Genomic DNA, 15,811 nt, shown 5'->3' on the forward strand with positions numbered 1-15,811 from the left:
AATGACGCCCGAATCCACTCGCCCGATCCTGCGTTCGCAACGCCTCAACCAGATCACTCACGCGCCGCACGAACAGCTCGACAAGGCAGTCAAGACGCACGCACCGTTCGAATCACTGCACAGCTACGCGCGGTTTCTGGTCGCTCAGTACCTGTTCCAGAGCGAATTGCAGCCCCTGTACAACGATCCGGCGCTCAAGGCGATCGTGGCCGACCTGCCTGCGCGTTGCCGGGCCGAAGAGGCTGGGGCCGATCTCGCCGACCTCGGCATTGAAACCCCCTCGCCGGTCGACGGTGCGGTGCAGCAGCCCGGCTTCGCGCAGGCACTGGGCTGGCTGTTCGTCTCCGAGGGCTCCAAGCTGGGGGCCGCGTTCCTGATCAAACGCGCCGCAGCGCTGAGCCTCAGCGACAGCTTCGGTGCCCGACACCTGGGCGAACCCGCTGGCGGTAGAGCGGCAGGCTGGAAAACCTTCATCAAGACGCTGGATGAACTGCCCCTCAGCGCAGAGCAGGAAGCGCAACTGGATGAGGGTGCGATAGCCGCTTTCGAGCGTTTCAACGTGCTGTTGCAGCATGCCTACGCCGATGCACCGACTGTCGAAGTGGCGCACGCATGAAAAAGCGCCCGGTGCTGTTAAGCTGGCCGGGCTTTTCGAACCTGCCTGTAGAGACCATGACGTACAAACCACCCGGCTCCAGACTTTCACGCCTTTTGTTTGGCATTCTCGCGTATACCAGCCTGGGTATCGGTATTGCCGCGATCTTCATTCCGGGGCTGCCCACCACCGAGTTCATTCTGCTGGCGGCCTGGGCAGCCACGCGCAGTTCGCCGCGCCTGAATGCCTGGCTGGAAAACCATCGCGTGTTCGGACCGATTCTGCACAACTGGCGCAACGGCCGTCTGGTCACGCGGCGCGCCAAGATCAGCGCGACGGTGAGCATGCTGTTCTGCGCGGTGATGATGTTGAGCCTGCTGACGCATGTCTGGTGGCTGTATCTGGCAATTGCCGGCATGGCTCTGGGCAACCTGTGGATCTGGTCCCGTCCCGAGCCGGTCAGGACGGATCGCTGAACCGCTTCGGTGTGAGCGGTGTCCTAGAGTGACACTCATCTCAACGGAGCGCCCTTCATGTTCGAGCCAGGCCATTTACACATGACCCACGCGGCTTTTCAGCAAGCGGACGTCGCCTACGACATTCATTTGCGCTACGAACTGAACGAAGACCCCAAGGAAGGCACCTGCATGCATTTCACGATGCAGGGCGAGATCAACGGCAAGACGTTCTCCGAAGAGTTCCAGCTGACCCGCGACCTGGCATTCAACTTCGCCCACGACGCCGGGCGCATCGCCATTCGCCACGGCCTGCCCAACAGTGATGCCTTGCCAATTGCCCAGCATCCGGATTACGACCGGATGTTCGAAGACATTCGCGACAAGCTGCATGCGAAATCAGGCGAACCGGTAAAGCCCGAACATCTGGAATAAGCCTACGTCCGGACGCGGAGTTGCTCGAGCGACTCCGCGCCACATTCCCCCGACGTCACGCTGAATTTCACCAAACCCGCGCCACAAGGCATACTTGCCACCCTCCTGTTTGCGGACCCGCACTCCCCCCATGCGCATCCATGTCAGCTTCATCGATCGTGTCGGTATCACCCAGGAAGTGCTGGCGATTCTGGGTGGGCGCAATCTGAATCTGGATGCCGTGGAAATGGTGCCGCCCAACGTGTACATCGACGCACCGACGCTCAGCCATCAAATGCTCGAAGAGCTCAAGGACGCGCTGTTTCGGGTCAGAGGCGTGGAAGCGATCACGGTGGTGGACATCCTGCCCGGCCAGCGACGTCATCTGCAGCTCGATGCGCTGTTGGCGGCCATGACCGATCCGGTATTGGCGCTGGACAGCGCCGGGCACGTGCTGCTGGCCAATCCGGCCTTGATTGCCCTGATCGGCCGCGAACCGGCGGGCGAAGCCATCGGCGATCTGTTTGCCGACCCCAGTCTGCAAACCGTCCTTCTGGAAAACGGCTTTCGCCTGCCGTTGCGCGAAATCACCCTTAATGGCGAGGCCCTGCTGCTCGATGCCACCCCGATCACCGAGGCCGGCGCGCTGATCACGTTGTACCTGCCCAGCCGCATCGGTGAACGTCTGTCCGCGCTGCACCACGATCATGCCGAAGGCTTCGATGCATTGTTGGGCGAGTCGGCCGCCATCCGCACCCTCAAGGCGCGGGCGCAACGGGTTGCCGCGCTGGATGCGCCACTGTTGATCCAGGGTGAAACCGGCACCGGCAAGGAACTGGTCGCTCGGGCCTGTCACGCCAGCAGCGCCCGTCACGGAGAACCTTTTCTGGCCCTCAACTGTGCCGCTTTGCCAGAGAACCTTGCCGAGAGCGAGCTGTTCGGTTACGCGCCCGGCGCGTTCACCGGTGCACAGCGAGGTGGCAAGCCGGGATTGATGGAGCTGGCCAACCAAGGCACCGTGTTTCTCGATGAAATTGGCGAGATGTCGCCTTATCTGCAAGCCAAATTGCTGCGTTTCCTCAACGACGGCAGCTTTCGGCGCGTGGGCGGCGACCGCGAGGTCAAAGTCAATGTGCGCATCCTCAGCGCCACTCACCGCGACCTGGAAAAGATGGTCAGCGAAGGCACGTTCCGCGAAGACCTGTTCTACCGCCTCAACGTCCTCAACCTGGAAGTGCCGCCGTTGCGCGAGCGCGGTCAGGACATTCTGTTGCTGGCCCGCTATTTCATGGAGCAGGCCTGCGCGCAGATTCAGCGCCCGGTCTGCCGTCTGGCACCCGGCACCTACCCCGCCCTGTTGGGCAACCGCTGGCCGGGCAACGTTCGGCAATTGCAGAACGTGATCTTCCGCGCTGCCGCGATCAGCGAAAGCGCGCTGGTGGACATCGGTGATCTGGACATTGCCGGCACCGCTGTAGCGCGCCAGAACGATACCGAGGTCGACAGCCTTGAGCACGCCGTGGAATCCTTTGAACGGGATCTGCTGGAAAAGCTCTACGCCGACTACCCGTCGACACGCCAACTGGCCGCGCGCCTGCACACGTCGCACACCGCCATTGCCCACCGACTGCGCAAGTACGGAATTCCCGGTAAACCCTGAGCGGATTGAAACATTTTCTAACGACTTGCTCATCCGCCGGGAAGCTTTAGTAGCTATTTAATGGCTAACGGTCGATAGTCACTCTGTTACTGTCAACACTTGCCTTGCCGGGTCAGTCACTCGACGTATGTACGTATGCGGTGCAGCTTCTATTACAGGAAGATGTGCGAAGTAACGGGAGCAATGATGCAGAGCCCGCCCATAGAGTCCGAGTCTCGCGACGAAAGAATTGTCGAATCCCGGCGGCAGAAGAATCTGCTCAAGACCGGTGCCCTGCAGGATGCGATCTTCAGCAGCGCCTACTTCTCCAGCATCGCGACCGATGAGCGCGGTGTCATTCAGATTTTCAATGTGGGTGCCGAGCGCATGCTTGGCTATCAGTCCGAAGACGTAGTCGACAAGATCACCCCCGCCGACATCTCCGACCCTGCCGAATTGATCACCCGCGCCGCTGCGCTGAGCCATGAACTCAATACCCCCATCACGCCGGGCTTCGAAGCGCTGGTGTTCAAAGCCTCTCGCGGCATCGAAGACATTTACGAACTGACCTACATCCGCAAGGACGGCAGCCGCCTGTCGGCCATGGTCTCGGTCACGTCGTTGCGCGACAGCACTGAAACCATCATCGGCTACCTGCTGATCGGTACGGACAACACCGCGCGCAAGCAGGAGGAAGAAACCCAGGCCCTGCTGGACCAGCGTTTGCGCGACCAGCATTTCTATACCCGCTCGCTGATCGAATCCAACATCGACGCGCTGATGATGACCGATCCTCAGGGGATCATTTCCGACGTCAACAAGCAGATGATGGCGCTGACCGGGCGAACCCGCGATGAGCTGATCGGCGCGCCGTGCAAGAACTTCTTCACCGATCCGGCCAGCGCCGAGGCGGCGATCAAGCGGGTACTCAGTGAACATACGGTCAGCGATTACGAACTCACCGTACGCGCCTATGACGGCACCGAGACAGTGGTTTCCTACAACGCCGCGACCTTCCACGACCGTGATCGCAAGCTCAAAGGTGTCTTCGCCGCCGCCCGTGACGTGACCGAGCGCAAGCGTTTCGAACGTACGCTGGAAGAGAAGAACCTTGAGCTGGAACACGCCAGCCACATGAAGTCGGAATTCCTCGCGACCATGTCCCACGAGCTGCGCACGCCGCTGAACGCCATCATCGGGTTTTCCGAAGCGCTCAGAGACGGCATGGTCGGCCTCATGAGCGAAGATCAGCGCAGGTACATCGGCGATATTTTCAACAGCGGTCAGCACCTGCTGTCGCTGATCAACGACATCCTCGACCTGTCCAAGGTCGAAGCCGGCATGATGGCGCTGGAGCTGGAGTCGGTCGATCTGGATGAACTGTTGAGCAACAGCCTGCTGATCGTGCGCGAACAGGCCGCGCTGCAGCGCATCCAGTTGAAGCTCGCGCCCGAAGCTGACTTCGGCCCGCTCGTGCTCGATCGCCGCAAGACCAAGCAGATTGTCTACAACCTGCTGGCCAACGCGGTGAAATTCAGTGAGCCGGGCGGACTGGTGACCCTGGCCGTGCGTATCGTTCCGCGCGCCCAGGCAGGCAGGATCGAGAGCGACTGGCCGGTGCACGGATTCGAGCTGCCACCCGGCGACTGTCAGCAGTTTCTCGAACTGAGTGTCAGCGACGCCGGGATCGGGATCGCCCAGAGCGACATGAACAAGCTGTTCAAGGCATTCAGCCAGATCGACAGCAGCCTGGCGCGCAAATTCGAGGGCACCGGACTGGGTCTGGCAATGGTCAAGCAATTGGCCCAACTGCACGGCGGCAGCGTCGCGGTCGCCAGCGTCAAGGACCTGGGCGCTCGCTTCGTGGTCTGGCTGCCCATCCGCCCTCACGTTCATGTGGAGGCGCCGTGGCCCAAATCCTGATCGTCGAAGACAACGCCGCCAACATGCGCCTGGCCGAGCTGTTGCTGACCAGCGCCCACCACAGCGTCATCACTGCAAGCGATGCAGAGACCGGCCTGAAACTGGCAAGCGAACGTCAGCCCGACCTGATCCTGATGGATATCCAGTTACCGGAAATGGACGGACTGAAAGCCACTTCCCTGTTGAAAAACAATCCCGCGACGGCGGCGATCCCGGTGGTCGCCCTGACCGCCATGGCCATGAAAGAAGACGAAGAAAAAATCCGGCTGGCAGGCTGTAACGCCTACATCATCAAGCCCTTGCGCTACAAGGAGCTGTACCGGGTCATCGACGCCTTGCTGGACCCCACACATTCCGATGGCACATCACACGAGCACTCGTCATGACCCAGACTGCGCCCACCATCTTGATCGTCGACGACGATGTCCATGTGCGTGACCTGCTGGAAGTGCTCCTGCACAACCAGAACTATCTGACCCAGACCGCAGAGTCCGGCGAAAAGGCGTTGGCCATGATCGCCCAGCAGCCACCTGATCTGATCCTGCTGGACATCATGATGCCGGGCATGGACGGCTTCGAAGTGGCCAATCACCTCAAGACCGCCAAGGACACGGCCAACATCCCGATCATCATGCTCTCGGCACTCGACGAGCAGAGCGCCCGCCTTTCAGGGCTCGAAGCTGGCGCCGAGGAGTACCTGAACAAACCGGTGGACAGTGCCGAACTGTGGCTGCGCGTGCGTAACCTGCTGCGGCTCAAGTCGTTCGGCGATTACATGAAAGGCCACAACTTGATCCTGGAAGAACAACTGCAGCAGCGCACCATTGACCTGGAGCGCTTCCGCTCGGTGATGGATGCCTCCGACGACGCCATCTTTCTGATCAACCGCAACACCATGAGCCTGATCGAGTTCAACCGGCGCGCCTGCCAGTTACTGGGTTACACCTCCGAAGAACTGCTGCACAAGACGCCTGCCGACCTGGGCGACAGCTCAATGGAACAACTGGAAAAGGTCTACGACCAGATCATCGCCGGTAAAGGCCCGAGCGAGCCGCTGGAGACCATGATCCGCGACAAGAGCGGCCGTGACGTGTCAGTGGAAATTCATCGACAGGCCTATCAGGCCGGCGACGACTGGATCATCGTCGGCATCGTCCACGACATCACCCGTCGCAAGGAGTCCGATCAGCGCCTGCTGAAAATGGCTCACTACGACAGCCTGACCGGCCTGCCCAACCGCGACCTGTTTTTCACCAGCCTGCAGATGGGCCTGACCCAGGCGGCCGTCAGCCGCTGGAAGCTGGCGGTGATGACCGTCAATCTCGACGGCTTCAAGAACATCAACGAAACCTGGGGCCATGTACTGGGCGATCAGGCGTTGCTCGAAGTCAGTCAGCGGCTGGCGAGCTGCCTTAATGCCAGCGACACGCTCGGCCGGGTGGACGGCGACGAATTTGCCCTGATTCTAATGATTCGCGACGGTCAGACCGACACCCATCAGATACTGGAGCGCATTCGCCAGAAACTGCGCACGCCATTCCAGATCGAAGACCAGCGCATTGTCATGACCGCCAGCATCGGCGTCGCGCTGTTCCCCGAAGACGGTGAAGATGCACGCGAGCTGGTGCGGCACGCCTACACGGCGATGAACAATGCGAAGAAAAAAGGGGTCGACGGTTATCGGTTCTACACTGCGCAAATGAACACCGAAGTGTCCGAGCGCCTGGATCTGGAGGCGGCCTTGCGCGAGGCGGTACGTGAAGGAGCGTTCGAACTCGCCTATCAGCCCAAGGTCAGCCTGGCAGACGGCAGCGTCTGCGGGCTCGAAGCCTTGCTGCGCTGGTCGCGCCCCGGCCACTCAAGGGTTTCGCCCGCTGTATTCGTACCGGTGCTGGAAAGCCTCGGCCTGATCAGCGAAGTCGGCAGTTGGGTCATCGACAGCGTCTGCGCGCAGATCGCCCTGTGGCAGCGTTCGGGACTGGGATCGTTTCAGGTCGCGGTCAATGTTTCAGGCCAGCAGATCTCAGGCAGCAGTCTGATCGCCGACATCGCTCAGGCGCTTGAACGGCATCAGGTTGACCCGCAATGGCTGGAGGTCGAACTGACGGAAAGCTCGCTGATGGAAAATACCACGCACACCATTGCCACCCTGCAGATGCTCAAGAGCATGGGCGTGAGGATTTCCATCGACGATTTCGGCACCGGCTATTCAAGTCTGGCTTACCTGCGCCGATTCCCTATCGACAAGTTAAAAATCGACATTGCCTTCATTCGTGAAGTGACCAGTAACCCGCAGGATGCAGCGATCGCCCGAGCGATCATCGAGCTGGCCCACAGCCTTGACCTGAAGGTGATTGCAGAAGGTGTGGAAGCCCCTGAGCAACTGGCATTTCTGACTGAAAACCATTGTGATCAGGTCCAGGGCTATCTGGTGAGCAAACCATTGCCGCTGGCGGAACTGGAGACGTACCTGCGCGTGCCAGGCAGTCGATTGGGCTGATAAGGCGTGGCGCGCCCATTCAAGGAGTCCGCTGTATGCGGTGTTTGCACGTTGTACTGTCAGGGATGTTAAGTGTGGTGAGTCTGGCCCAGGCGCAGACATCTGGCGAAGCGGGTCTGATCGACGAGCCTGCAGCAGGCGCTGCATCCGCCGCGTCATCAAGTGAAGCCCGTGGTGTTTTACGGGCACAGAATCAGGCGGTGCTGGCCAGCGAACTGTCCGGCCGCATCGTTGATCTGCCCTTTCAGGAAGGTGAGTTTTTCAACAAGGGTGACACACTGGTGCGCTTCGACTGCTCGGCTTATCAGGCCCAGCTCAATGCCGCCCAGGCCGCCAGTCGCGGTGCCAGCGAAGAACTGGCGCACAACCGCCAGTTGGCATCGCTCAATTCGGTCGGCCGTTTCGAGGTTGCGCGCGCAGAGGCCAGACTCTCCGAAACTCAAGCCCAGTCCAGTGTCTATCAGGTGCAGATCAAACGTTGCAGCGTGATTGCGCCGTACGACGGGCAAGTCGTGGAGCGCAAGGTCAAGCGCTACGAAAGCGTTTCGGCAGGCACACCGATGCTGGAAATCGTCGATAACCGCACCCTGGAAATCCACCTGCTGGTGCCGTCACGCTGGATGAGCAGACTCAAGCCCGGCCAGACGTTCAGCTTCGTTCCGGACGAAACCGGCCAGCCGCTGACCGCCACCGTCAAGCGACTCGGCGCCCGCATCGATGAAGGCAGCCAGACCCTGCTGCTGATCGCCAGCCTGCCCAGGGTCGAGGGCCTGCTGGGCGGCATGAGCGGCACGGCCCGCTTTGCGGAGCCCAAGTGAACGCACCGGCATCAGGCGCTGTAGAACGGGTATTCGCGCAGTTTCTGGACCTTGAGCGGCTGACCCGTGCCGCGCCGACCATCGAGCAATTGACCTATAGCCTGACCAACGACGGCCAGGGCCTGTTCGGTTTTCGCCATGCGGCGCTGGTGATTGCCGGCAAAGTCCGCTCGGTGACGGGCGTCAGCGTGATCGAGCCCAATGCACCCTTCGTGGCTTTCGTCGAGCATGCCGTCGGCCAGTTGCTCAAGCTCGAACAGATCAAACCGGCTCGCGTGGTGCACATGGAAGCGTTCAGTGCTTCAGTGCGCGATGACTGGAACAGCCTGTCGGCACCCCATGTGTTCTGGCTGCCGCTGCAGGATCGCAAGGGCGAGGTGTTCGGCGGACTGTGGCTGGCCCGCGATACGCCATGGACCCCGGCCGAGCAAGTCCTGCTTGCTCAATTGGGCGATACCTACAGCCACGCATGGCTGGCGCTGCAACCCGGCAAACCCTGGCGATTGCGCTTCAACCGCAAGCGCCAGGCGCTGCTGGTGGTCCTGGCGTTGCTGTGCCTGCTGATTCCGGTGCGTCAGTCGGTGCTCGCCCCGGCCGAGGTCGTGCCGCTGGGTGGCCGGGTAGTCGCCGCGCCACTGGATGGCGTGATCGCCGAATTTCTGATCAAGCCCAACCAGCCGGTCAAGACCGGCGATGTGCTGCTGCGCTTCGAAAACACTACGCTCAAGGCCCAGGCCGACGTCGCCGAACGTGCGCTGGGCGTTGCCGAAGCCGAACTGAAAGCCAATTCGCAACGCTCCTTCGCCGACGCCGAGTCCAACTCCAGAATGGATCTGCTGGCCGCCCGCGTCGAGCAGAAACGGGCCGAACGCGATTACGCCCGCGAACTGCTCAAGCGCAGTGAAGTGCGCGCCGAGCGAGACGGAATCGCGGTGTTCGCCGACGCCCAGCGCTGGACCGGTAAGCCGGTGCAGACCGGCGAGCGCTTGCTGGAGATTGCCGATCCGACCCAGGCCGAATTGCGCATCGAACTGGCGGTGGGCGACGCCATCATGCTGGAGCCCGACGCCGAAGTGGCGCTGTTTCTGGACAGTGATCCGCTGCACCGCCATGCCGCGCGGCTCGAGCGGGCCGCCTATGAAGCGCAGCCCACGCCTGGCGGCCAACTGGCCTATCGGCTGGACGCGCGATTTGAAGATGCCCCGCCGCGCATCGGTTTGCGTGGCACCGCCAAAGTCTTCGGTGACCGGGCACCGCTGGCCCTGTATCTGTTGCGGCGGCCGCTGGCAGGGCTACGCCAGAGCGTGGGTCTGTAATGATCCTGCCCAGTCTGCGCTCGGACCTGCAACTGACCGCTGCGGCTCCGGCACTGGACGGATCGCCGCGCTGGACGCTGGCCGATCCGGTCCGGGGTCGCTATTTCAAGCTTGGCACTCAGGCCATCCGCCTGTTACGCCACTGGGCGCTGGGTGATGCCGCACGCGTGCTGCAAGCGGCAAACCGCGAGCCGGGCCTGCCGTTGGGCAACGGCGAAGTGGAAGAACTGCTGCGCTTTTTACGCGGTCACGACCTGATCGTCGCGCTGGACCCTGAACAACGCGCCAGTTACGCCTATAAGGCAGCGGCCTCGCGGCAAGGGGTGTGGCAGACGCTGCTCCATCAATACCTGTTTTTCCGTATTCCGCTGTGGCGACCGGACGCCTTCCTCAATCGCATCTGGCCGTGGCTGTTGCGCTTCGGCCCACACCTGTTGCGCTACGGCCTGCCGCTGACGCTGGGGCTGGGCGTCTTTCTGGTCGCCCGCGACTGGCAGCGTTTCATCGGCACGTTCCCGCACCTGTTCAGCCTGGGAGGCGCGCTGTCGTTTGGATTCGCATTGTTTTTCGCCAAGCTCTGTCATGAATTCGGTCATGCCTTCATGGCCAAGCGCGCCGGATGTCGGGTGCAAAGCATGGGCGTCGCCTTCATGGTGCTGCTGCCGCTGTTCTACACCGACGTCAGCGACGCCTGGCGGGTGAATGACCGACGTGCTCGTCTGTTGATCGGTGCGGGCGGCGTGCTGGCTGAAATGGTTCTGGCCTGTATCGCGCTGCTCGCCTGGTCGCTGCTGCCGGACGGACCGGCGCGTACGGCAGCCTTCATGCTCGCCAGTGCCACCTGGCTGACGACGGTGGTGGTCAACCTCAACCCGTTCATGCGTTTCGATGGCTACTTTCTGATCAGCGACCTGTGGGAAGTCGATAACTTGCAGGGCCGCGCCTTCGCGCTGTGCCGCTGGCGCCTGCGCGAGGCGCTGTTCGGTTACGGCCTTGGGGCTCCGGAACCCTGGTCGCCGGTCATGCAACGCCGATTGTTGTGGTGGGGCTATCTGTCGTGGCTGTGGCGGGCGGCACTGTTTTTCGGCATCGCGTTGGCGGTCTATCATCTGTTTTTCAAAGTGCTGGGGATTTTCCTGATGCTGGTGGAACTGGGCTGGTTCATCTTTCTGCCGATTCTCAAGGAAACCCGGCACTGGTGGGCGAACCGCGAACAGGCGCATACACCGCGTGTCCTGCTCAGCGCGGTCGGCCTGCTGGCACTGCTGTTGCTGCTGATCGTGCCGTGGAGCAGCAGCGTCGAACTGCCGGTGATGCTCGAAGCCGAAAGCGTCACTGCCGTACACGCACCAGCTGCCGCAAGGGTGAAACAGGTCAACGTGAAAGACGGCCAGTTCGTCGAGCAGGGCGCGGTGCTGATGGAGCTTGAGTCGCCGGACATTGACTCGCGTCAGGGCATCGTCCGGCGCGAAATCAATATCCTGCAACTGCAGATGCGCCGTCAGGCCGGGCGCAGCGAGACCGCCGCCGACGCGGGAATCCTCGAGCAACGCCTTGCCGAAGCGGTGGCCGAGTACCGGGGTCTGGCCGCCCGGCGCGAGCGGTTGCTGCTGCGTGCACCCAAGGCCGGGCAGGTACGAGACCTGATGCCGCAACTGAACGCAGGCCGCTGGATTTCCACCAAAGACCCGGTGCTGCGTATTGTGGAAGAAGGCACGCGAATTCGCGGTTATGTGGCCGAAAATGCGTTGTGGCGCATCACTCCTGGTGATCGCGGGCGGTTCATCGCCGACGACCCGATGCGCGGATCGTTGCCCGTGGAACTGCTGGAAGTCGATACCAACGGCGTTGCGTACCTGGATCAGGAAGCCTTGAGCTCCGATCATCACGGTCCCATCGCTGTGCGCCGCGATGAAAACCAGCGCGCCGAACCGGTTCAGGCACAGTACGGCGTGAGGCTCCGGCTGACTGAAACGGTCGACGGTGCGCCCCAGCCATTGCGTGGCGTTGCCGTCCTGCAGGGCCGCAGCGAATCGCTGTTGGGGGCCGCCTGGCGAAGACTGGCCGCACTCGGGGTGCGCGAAAGCGGCTTTTGAAGCTCATACATGGACAGAGGACAACACGGATGAACAACAAGCCTTTCGCCAATACACACGGGCTGGTCGTGCGGCCATCACGGGCCAGCGATGGCGCTTTTCTGCAGATGCTCTATCACTCGGCGCGGCCCGATCTGCAACTGATCGACGGCGAACGGGAGCAGGTGGAAGCCGTGATCGGCCAGCAGTTCCAGATACAGGAGCAAGGTCTGGGCGACCACTTTCCCAATGCCATGCATTACGTGGTCGAGAAGCTGGGCACGCTGATAGGTGCACTGGTCACTGACTTCGGCCACAACGAGATCCGCGTTCTGTACCTGGCCTTCATTCCGGCGGCGCGTGGCAAAGGCTATGGGCGCATCGTACTGCAAGGCGTGCAACAGGCGGCCGAGCAGATTCGCTGCCCGGTGGCGACGGTGGTCTGGGCCAATAACCCCCATGCGCGCCAGCACTATCTGGCGCTGGGGTTTCAGGTGGAGGAGCGGGACGTGGCGGCGGAGCGGCTGGTGTGGTATGCGGGCCAGAATGCCTCGGCCCGGACGGTGTGAATCAGTTGAAGCTGATGCAGTAATACGCCAGGCTTTCGTCCCGGCCCATCGGTGGCACCCGCGACACGAACACCTCCTGCAGCAGCCCGACCTCGGGCAGCTCGAATGCACATGTCCCATCGACGAAGCCGCTGGGAGCAAGCGAACTCAAGGACACATTGAACGGCAGGCGCGAATCTTGAGCCAGTCGCGCCTGTGGCTTTTCCGCGACCGATGAAACGTTTACCGGCAATTGACTGCCATCGCGCAGTTGCAGCGTGCAGACAGTACCCAGCACGGCCCGAAAATCGTCCACGGTGACTTCATTCAGCATGAATACCTCCAGAAAGGGGATGCAAGCGTCTGCTCACGACCCGGCCAGTGTCACTCCCGTGTCGGGAAAAGCCCTTGCAGGGCAATGCTGAAATTCACAACCAGAAACGGGTTCATGCTGCCCAACGGCAGGCCACCGCCGACCGGCTGCATGGTGCCGCTGATTGCCGTAGTGACGCCCTTCTAGTTGATGGGCGCGGTCCCCACATTAGGCGAAAAGATATTGGCGGAACTCGGCCCGGTGGTAGAGGCACCGATAAAGGCGTTGTCGGCCGTTGGTGCAATGCTCGCCCCGGCGACCGCCGGATTGGCCAGCTGGACGGTCGTGGTCGCGGTCAGCGACGTCATCTGATGGACATGTGATGGCATGTTAGTGATGGCGACAGTGATGCTCTCAGTGCCGGACGATGTCCCGATCACACGATTGGTCAGGCCGACGCCGGTGCCCTGATTGATCGGGACCCGGCCCTGCAGGTTAGGCAGCATAAAGGTCTGCGACCCATTGCCCCCATAGGCAACCCCCAGCAGCGTATACAACGCGGAGTATTGGCTGATATTCATAGTCTGCCCGTTACATTGCGCCCAGCCATAGGGCGCAAACGGAAAACCGAACGTCATGATCGAACCCATAAACACTTCCATACACTTCATCCTTTTACGACATGGGATACCTTCGATCCACCAGGGCATGTGCCCTTGGGTGGCAGAATGAAAGCGTAGACGCAGCTTCCTGCCGTGCGAATTTTTTCGCGACTCTTACAACGAAAGCTCCCTATTCATACAGATAGATAAGCGGATACCTACCTTACACATGCCGCTCATCATACAAAGTTCACGACCGTTCATCCGATAGTCGACATTCTTTCGGGACTTTTCCCCAATGAATACGGGAGTAATGGCTTTGAGCTACTATTTTTCTTCTTCCTATCCTTCAAGACCTGCAGAATAGTGTCGAAGTACTGCCATAACGCTGCAGTTTGTCACGTGGCACATACACTCAAACGCATATCCTTTTTCTGGACGCACGGATGCAGAAATTCCATTTCATCGCGGGTTTGCCACGCTCAGGATCCACCCTGCTCTCTGCGATTCTGCTGCAGAACCCACGCTTTCACGCGGGCATGAGCAGTCCGGTCGGTTCACTGTTTTCCAGCATCCTGGGGCAGTGCAGTGCAGGCAGCGAATTCTCTTCGGTGATCAGTACCGACATGCGTCGTCGCCTGTTGCGCGGCATTTTCGAGTCCTATTACGCCGACAAGTCCGCGAAGGATGTGGTGTTCGATACCAGTCGCGGATGGACCTCCCGATTGCCCGCGCTGATGGACCTGTTTCCGCACTGCAAAGTGATCGCCTGTGTGCGCAACGTCGCCTGGGTGATGGACAGTATCGAACGCCTGTACCGCGCCAATCCTTTCGAGAACACCAAGCTGTTCAACGATGACGTCGAACGCAACACGGTCTACAGCCGTGTCGAAACCCTGGCTCAGCGCAACCGGCTGGTGGGGTTTGCCTGGGCCTCGCTCAAGGAAGCCTATTACGGCGAACACGCAGGCTCGATTCTGCTGATCGACTACGACCTGTTGTCCCAGGCGCCGGATCGGGTGATGCGGCTGGTCTACGAGTTCATCGACGAACCCTGGTTCGAACACGACTTCAACAACCTTTCCTATGACGCGCCCCAGTTCGACGATGCGCTGGGCGTGTCCGGCCTGCACAAGGTCAAGCCCCGTGTCGCGCTGGAGCCGAGGCAGACCATCCTGCCGCCGGACCTGTTCGAGCAGTATTCACAGTTGTCGTTCTGGAATGACGGATCTGCCAGCGCAGCCAATGTCATCCGCATGAAAGCAGACGCCGCGGTCAAGTGATCGCGGTTTTATAGGTCGTAACGTTCGATCCTGGGTGAGCAGTATGTGGTGGAACAAAAAGAATTCGCGGATTACACAGCGGGCACCTTCGAGTGCGACCTCCCCCGCAGCCCCTATGATCATGTCGCTGGAACCGCGCATGCTGTTCGACGGTGCCGTGGCGGCGACAGTGGCCGAAGCCGCTGCCCAACCGGACAGCCAGCCGACGCCCGATGCCGCCGCCAAGAGCGCCGAGCAGGCCCATAGCGCCAGCAACGGTAACCATGCACAGCCCGAGGCCACTGCGGACGTGGCCGCCACGCCTGCCGCCGTCCCCGGCAGCACGGTGGTGTTCGTCGATTCCCGCGTCAAGGATTCCGCCAGCCTGCTGGCGGGCGTGGCGCCGGGCGCCCAAGTGGTCGAACTGGATGCCACCAAAGACGGCCTGCAACAGATCGCCGACTATCTGGGCTCCCATCAAGGCGTCAGTTCGGTACAGATCATTGCGCACGGCAACTCGGGCGATCTGTGGCTGGGCAACAGCTACGTTTCGGCTGACAACCTCTCGCAGCGCAGCGCCTTGCTGGCCGAGATCGGCAACGATATCAACTCGGGCGGCGACATTCTGATCTACGCCTGCAACACCGCTGAGGGCGATCAGGGCCTGAGCTTCGTGGACTCGCTGGCTACGCTGACCGGCCGTGACATCGCGGCCTCCACCAACCGCACCGGCGTGGGCGGCGACTGGGATCTGGAAATCGCGACCGGCAGTATCGAAAGTGTCAGCGCTCTTTCACGGCAGTCGATGGACGCCTACCAGTGGGGACTGGCGACCTTTACGGTCAACTCCGCCAGCAACACCGGCGCCGGTACACTGCGCGATGCACTGGCCAACGCCCAGAACGGCGATATCGTGACCTTTTCGTCTGGCATGACTGTCTCGCTGCAGACTCAACTGCTTGTGAACAAAAACATCACCATCGATGGCGACCTCAATAACGACGGCGTCGCAGACGTCACCCTGGATGGCCAGAACAGAACCAGCGTCATCAGGATCACCTCAGGGACAACAGCCACGCTTGATGGCGTGGTCATTACCCGAGGCGTGGCCACCACGGCGGGGGCAAACAGTGGCTCTGCCATTGCCGCGGCTGATGCGCTGGGCGGCGGTATCAACAACGCGGGCAACCTCACACTGCGTAACGTTACGGTCACCGCCAACGCCGCCACCGCCCCCGCCGGAGGCGGCGGCGTTGTGGCCCCGACCGTGGGCGGCGGGGGCGGCGGTGGCGGCGGGATCCGGTGGCAAAAAGGGTGCCGCGGCGGGGGTGGAGGGACCCATTCGCCCCCC

General features: G+C 61.5%; 14 protein-coding genes and 1 pseudogene. 13 read left to right on the forward strand and 2 right to left on the reverse strand.

What is annotated here, in order from left to right; all coding sequences use genetic code 11:
• Position 1: 1 nt before the first annotated feature.
• The 11 genes from BZK31_RS09560 (at position 2) to BZK31_RS09610 (ending at position 12,304) form a co-directional block, all read left to right on the forward strand.
• Entirely contained in the window at positions 2–616 is a 615-nt protein-coding gene (locus BZK31_RS09560; RefSeq protein WP_083182455.1) for a biliverdin-producing heme oxygenase, read from the forward strand.
• A complete protein-coding gene (locus tag BZK31_RS09565; protein WP_083182456.1) occupies positions 613–1,071 on the forward strand; it encodes a YbaN family protein in 459 nt (152 codons plus the stop codon). Before BZK31_RS09560 ends, BZK31_RS09565 begins: the two co-directional genes overlap by 4 nt.
• 57 nt (positions 1,072–1,128) lie before the next feature.
• Entirely contained in the window at positions 1,129–1,485 is a 357-nt protein-coding gene (locus tag BZK31_RS09570) for a DUF5064 family protein (protein ID WP_083182457.1), read from the forward strand.
• Positions 1,486–1,615: 130 nt separating this feature from the next.
• On the forward strand, positions 1,616–3,124 hold the full coding sequence (locus BZK31_RS09575) for a sigma-54-dependent transcriptional regulator (protein WP_083182458.1): 1,509 nt from the start codon (positions 1,616–1,618) through the stop codon (positions 3,122–3,124).
• 183 nt (positions 3,125–3,307) lie between these two features.
• Complete coding sequence (locus BZK31_RS09580; protein WP_415639523.1) at positions 3,308–5,026, forward strand: PAS domain-containing sensor histidine kinase; 1,719 nt, start codon at positions 3,308–3,310, stop codon at positions 5,024–5,026.
• On the forward strand, positions 5,011–5,412 hold the full coding sequence (locus BZK31_RS09585) for a response regulator (RefSeq protein WP_083182459.1): 402 nt from the start codon (positions 5,011–5,013) through the stop codon (positions 5,410–5,412). Before BZK31_RS09580 ends, BZK31_RS09585 begins: the two co-directional genes overlap by 16 nt.
• Complete coding sequence (locus BZK31_RS09590; RefSeq protein WP_083182460.1) at positions 5,409–7,526, forward strand: two-component system response regulator; 2,118 nt, start codon at positions 5,409–5,411, stop codon at positions 7,524–7,526. Before BZK31_RS09585 ends, BZK31_RS09590 begins: the two co-directional genes overlap by 4 nt.
• A gap of 65 nt (positions 7,527–7,591) precedes the next feature.
• Positions 7,592–8,344: an efflux RND transporter periplasmic adaptor subunit gene (locus BZK31_RS09595; protein WP_087881652.1), complete on the forward strand. Its 753-nt coding sequence runs from the start codon at positions 7,592–7,594 to the stop codon at positions 8,342–8,344.
• On the forward strand, positions 8,341–9,660 hold the full coding sequence (locus tag BZK31_RS09600) for an efflux RND transporter periplasmic adaptor subunit (RefSeq protein WP_083182462.1): 1,320 nt from the start codon (positions 8,341–8,343) through the stop codon (positions 9,658–9,660). Before BZK31_RS09595 ends, BZK31_RS09600 begins: the two co-directional genes overlap by 4 nt.
• Positions 9,660–11,756 (forward strand): site-2 protease family protein, encoded by a 2,097-nt coding sequence (locus BZK31_RS09605; protein ID WP_083182463.1) that lies wholly within the window; start codon positions 9,660–9,662, stop codon positions 11,754–11,756. The genes BZK31_RS09600 and BZK31_RS09605 overlap by 1 nt, the downstream gene beginning before the upstream one ends.
• A 29-nt stretch (positions 11,757–11,785) precedes the next feature.
• Positions 11,786–12,304 carry a GNAT family N-acetyltransferase gene (locus BZK31_RS09610; protein WP_083182464.1) on the forward strand — a complete coding sequence of 173 codons (519 nt, stop codon included), beginning with the start codon at positions 11,786–11,788 and terminating at the stop codon, positions 12,302–12,304.
• 1 nt (position 12,305) lies between these two features.
• Here the strand turns inward: BZK31_RS09610 and BZK31_RS09615 are convergent, their stop codons facing one another.
• A complete protein-coding gene (locus tag BZK31_RS09615) occupies positions 12,306–12,617 on the reverse strand; it encodes a DUF6916 family protein (protein WP_083182465.1) in 312 nt (103 codons plus the stop codon).
• 50 nt (positions 12,618–12,667) lie between these two features.
• Positions 12,668–13,258, reverse strand: a pseudogene (locus BZK31_RS09620) (phage tail protein).
• Positions 13,259–13,644: 386 nt separating this feature from the next.
• Between BZK31_RS09620 and BZK31_RS09625 the strand changes: the two are divergent.
• Entirely contained in the window at positions 13,645–14,481 is an 837-nt protein-coding gene (locus tag BZK31_RS09625; protein WP_083182466.1) for a sulfotransferase family protein, read from the forward strand.
• 139 nt (positions 14,482–14,620) lie between these two features.
• On the forward strand, positions 14,621–15,811 hold a 1,191-nt coding region (locus BZK31_RS09630), incomplete at its 3' end, for a DUF4347 domain-containing protein (RefSeq protein WP_157900719.1).

Source organism: Pseudomonas floridensis (assembly GCF_002087235.1).
Lineage (GTDB): Bacteria > Pseudomonadota > Gammaproteobacteria > Pseudomonadales > Pseudomonadaceae > Aquipseudomonas > Aquipseudomonas floridensis.

What these genes read in the sequence shown, in the direction of transcription:
- BZK31_RS09615 (WP_083182465.1), bottom strand. Translation starts at nt 12,617, where the DNA reads ATGCTGAATGAAGTCACCGTGGACGATTTTCGGGCCGTGCTGGGTACT.
- BZK31_RS09625 (WP_083182466.1), top strand. Translation starts at nt 13,645, where the DNA reads ATGCAGAAATTCCATTTCATCGCGGGTTTGCCACGCTCAGGATCCACC.
- BZK31_RS09575 (WP_083182458.1), top strand. Translation starts at nt 1,616, where the DNA reads ATGCGCATCCATGTCAGCTTCATCGATCGTGTCGGTATCACCCAGGAA.
- BZK31_RS09565 (WP_083182456.1), top strand. Translation starts at nt 613, where the DNA reads ATGAAAAAGCGCCCGGTGCTGTTAAGCTGGCCGGGCTTTTCGAACCTG.
- BZK31_RS09590 (WP_083182460.1), top strand. Translation starts at nt 5,409, where the DNA reads ATGACCCAGACTGCGCCCACCATCTTGATCGTCGACGACGATGTCCAT.
- BZK31_RS09610 (WP_083182464.1), top strand. Translation starts at nt 11,786, where the DNA reads ATGAACAACAAGCCTTTCGCCAATACACACGGGCTGGTCGTGCGGCCA.
- BZK31_RS09580 (WP_415639523.1), top strand. Translation starts at nt 3,308, where the DNA reads ATGATGCAGAGCCCGCCCATAGAGTCCGAGTCTCGCGACGAAAGAATT.
- BZK31_RS09560 (WP_083182455.1), top strand. Translation starts at nt 2, where the DNA reads ATGACGCCCGAATCCACTCGCCCGATCCTGCGTTCGCAACGCCTCAAC.
- BZK31_RS09570 (WP_083182457.1), top strand. Translation starts at nt 1,129, where the DNA reads ATGTTCGAGCCAGGCCATTTACACATGACCCACGCGGCTTTTCAGCAA.
- BZK31_RS09605 (WP_083182463.1), top strand. Translation starts at nt 9,660, where the DNA reads ATGATCCTGCCCAGTCTGCGCTCGGACCTGCAACTGACCGCTGCGGCT.
- BZK31_RS09595 (WP_087881652.1), top strand. Translation starts at nt 7,592, where the DNA reads ATGTTAAGTGTGGTGAGTCTGGCCCAGGCGCAGACATCTGGCGAAGCG.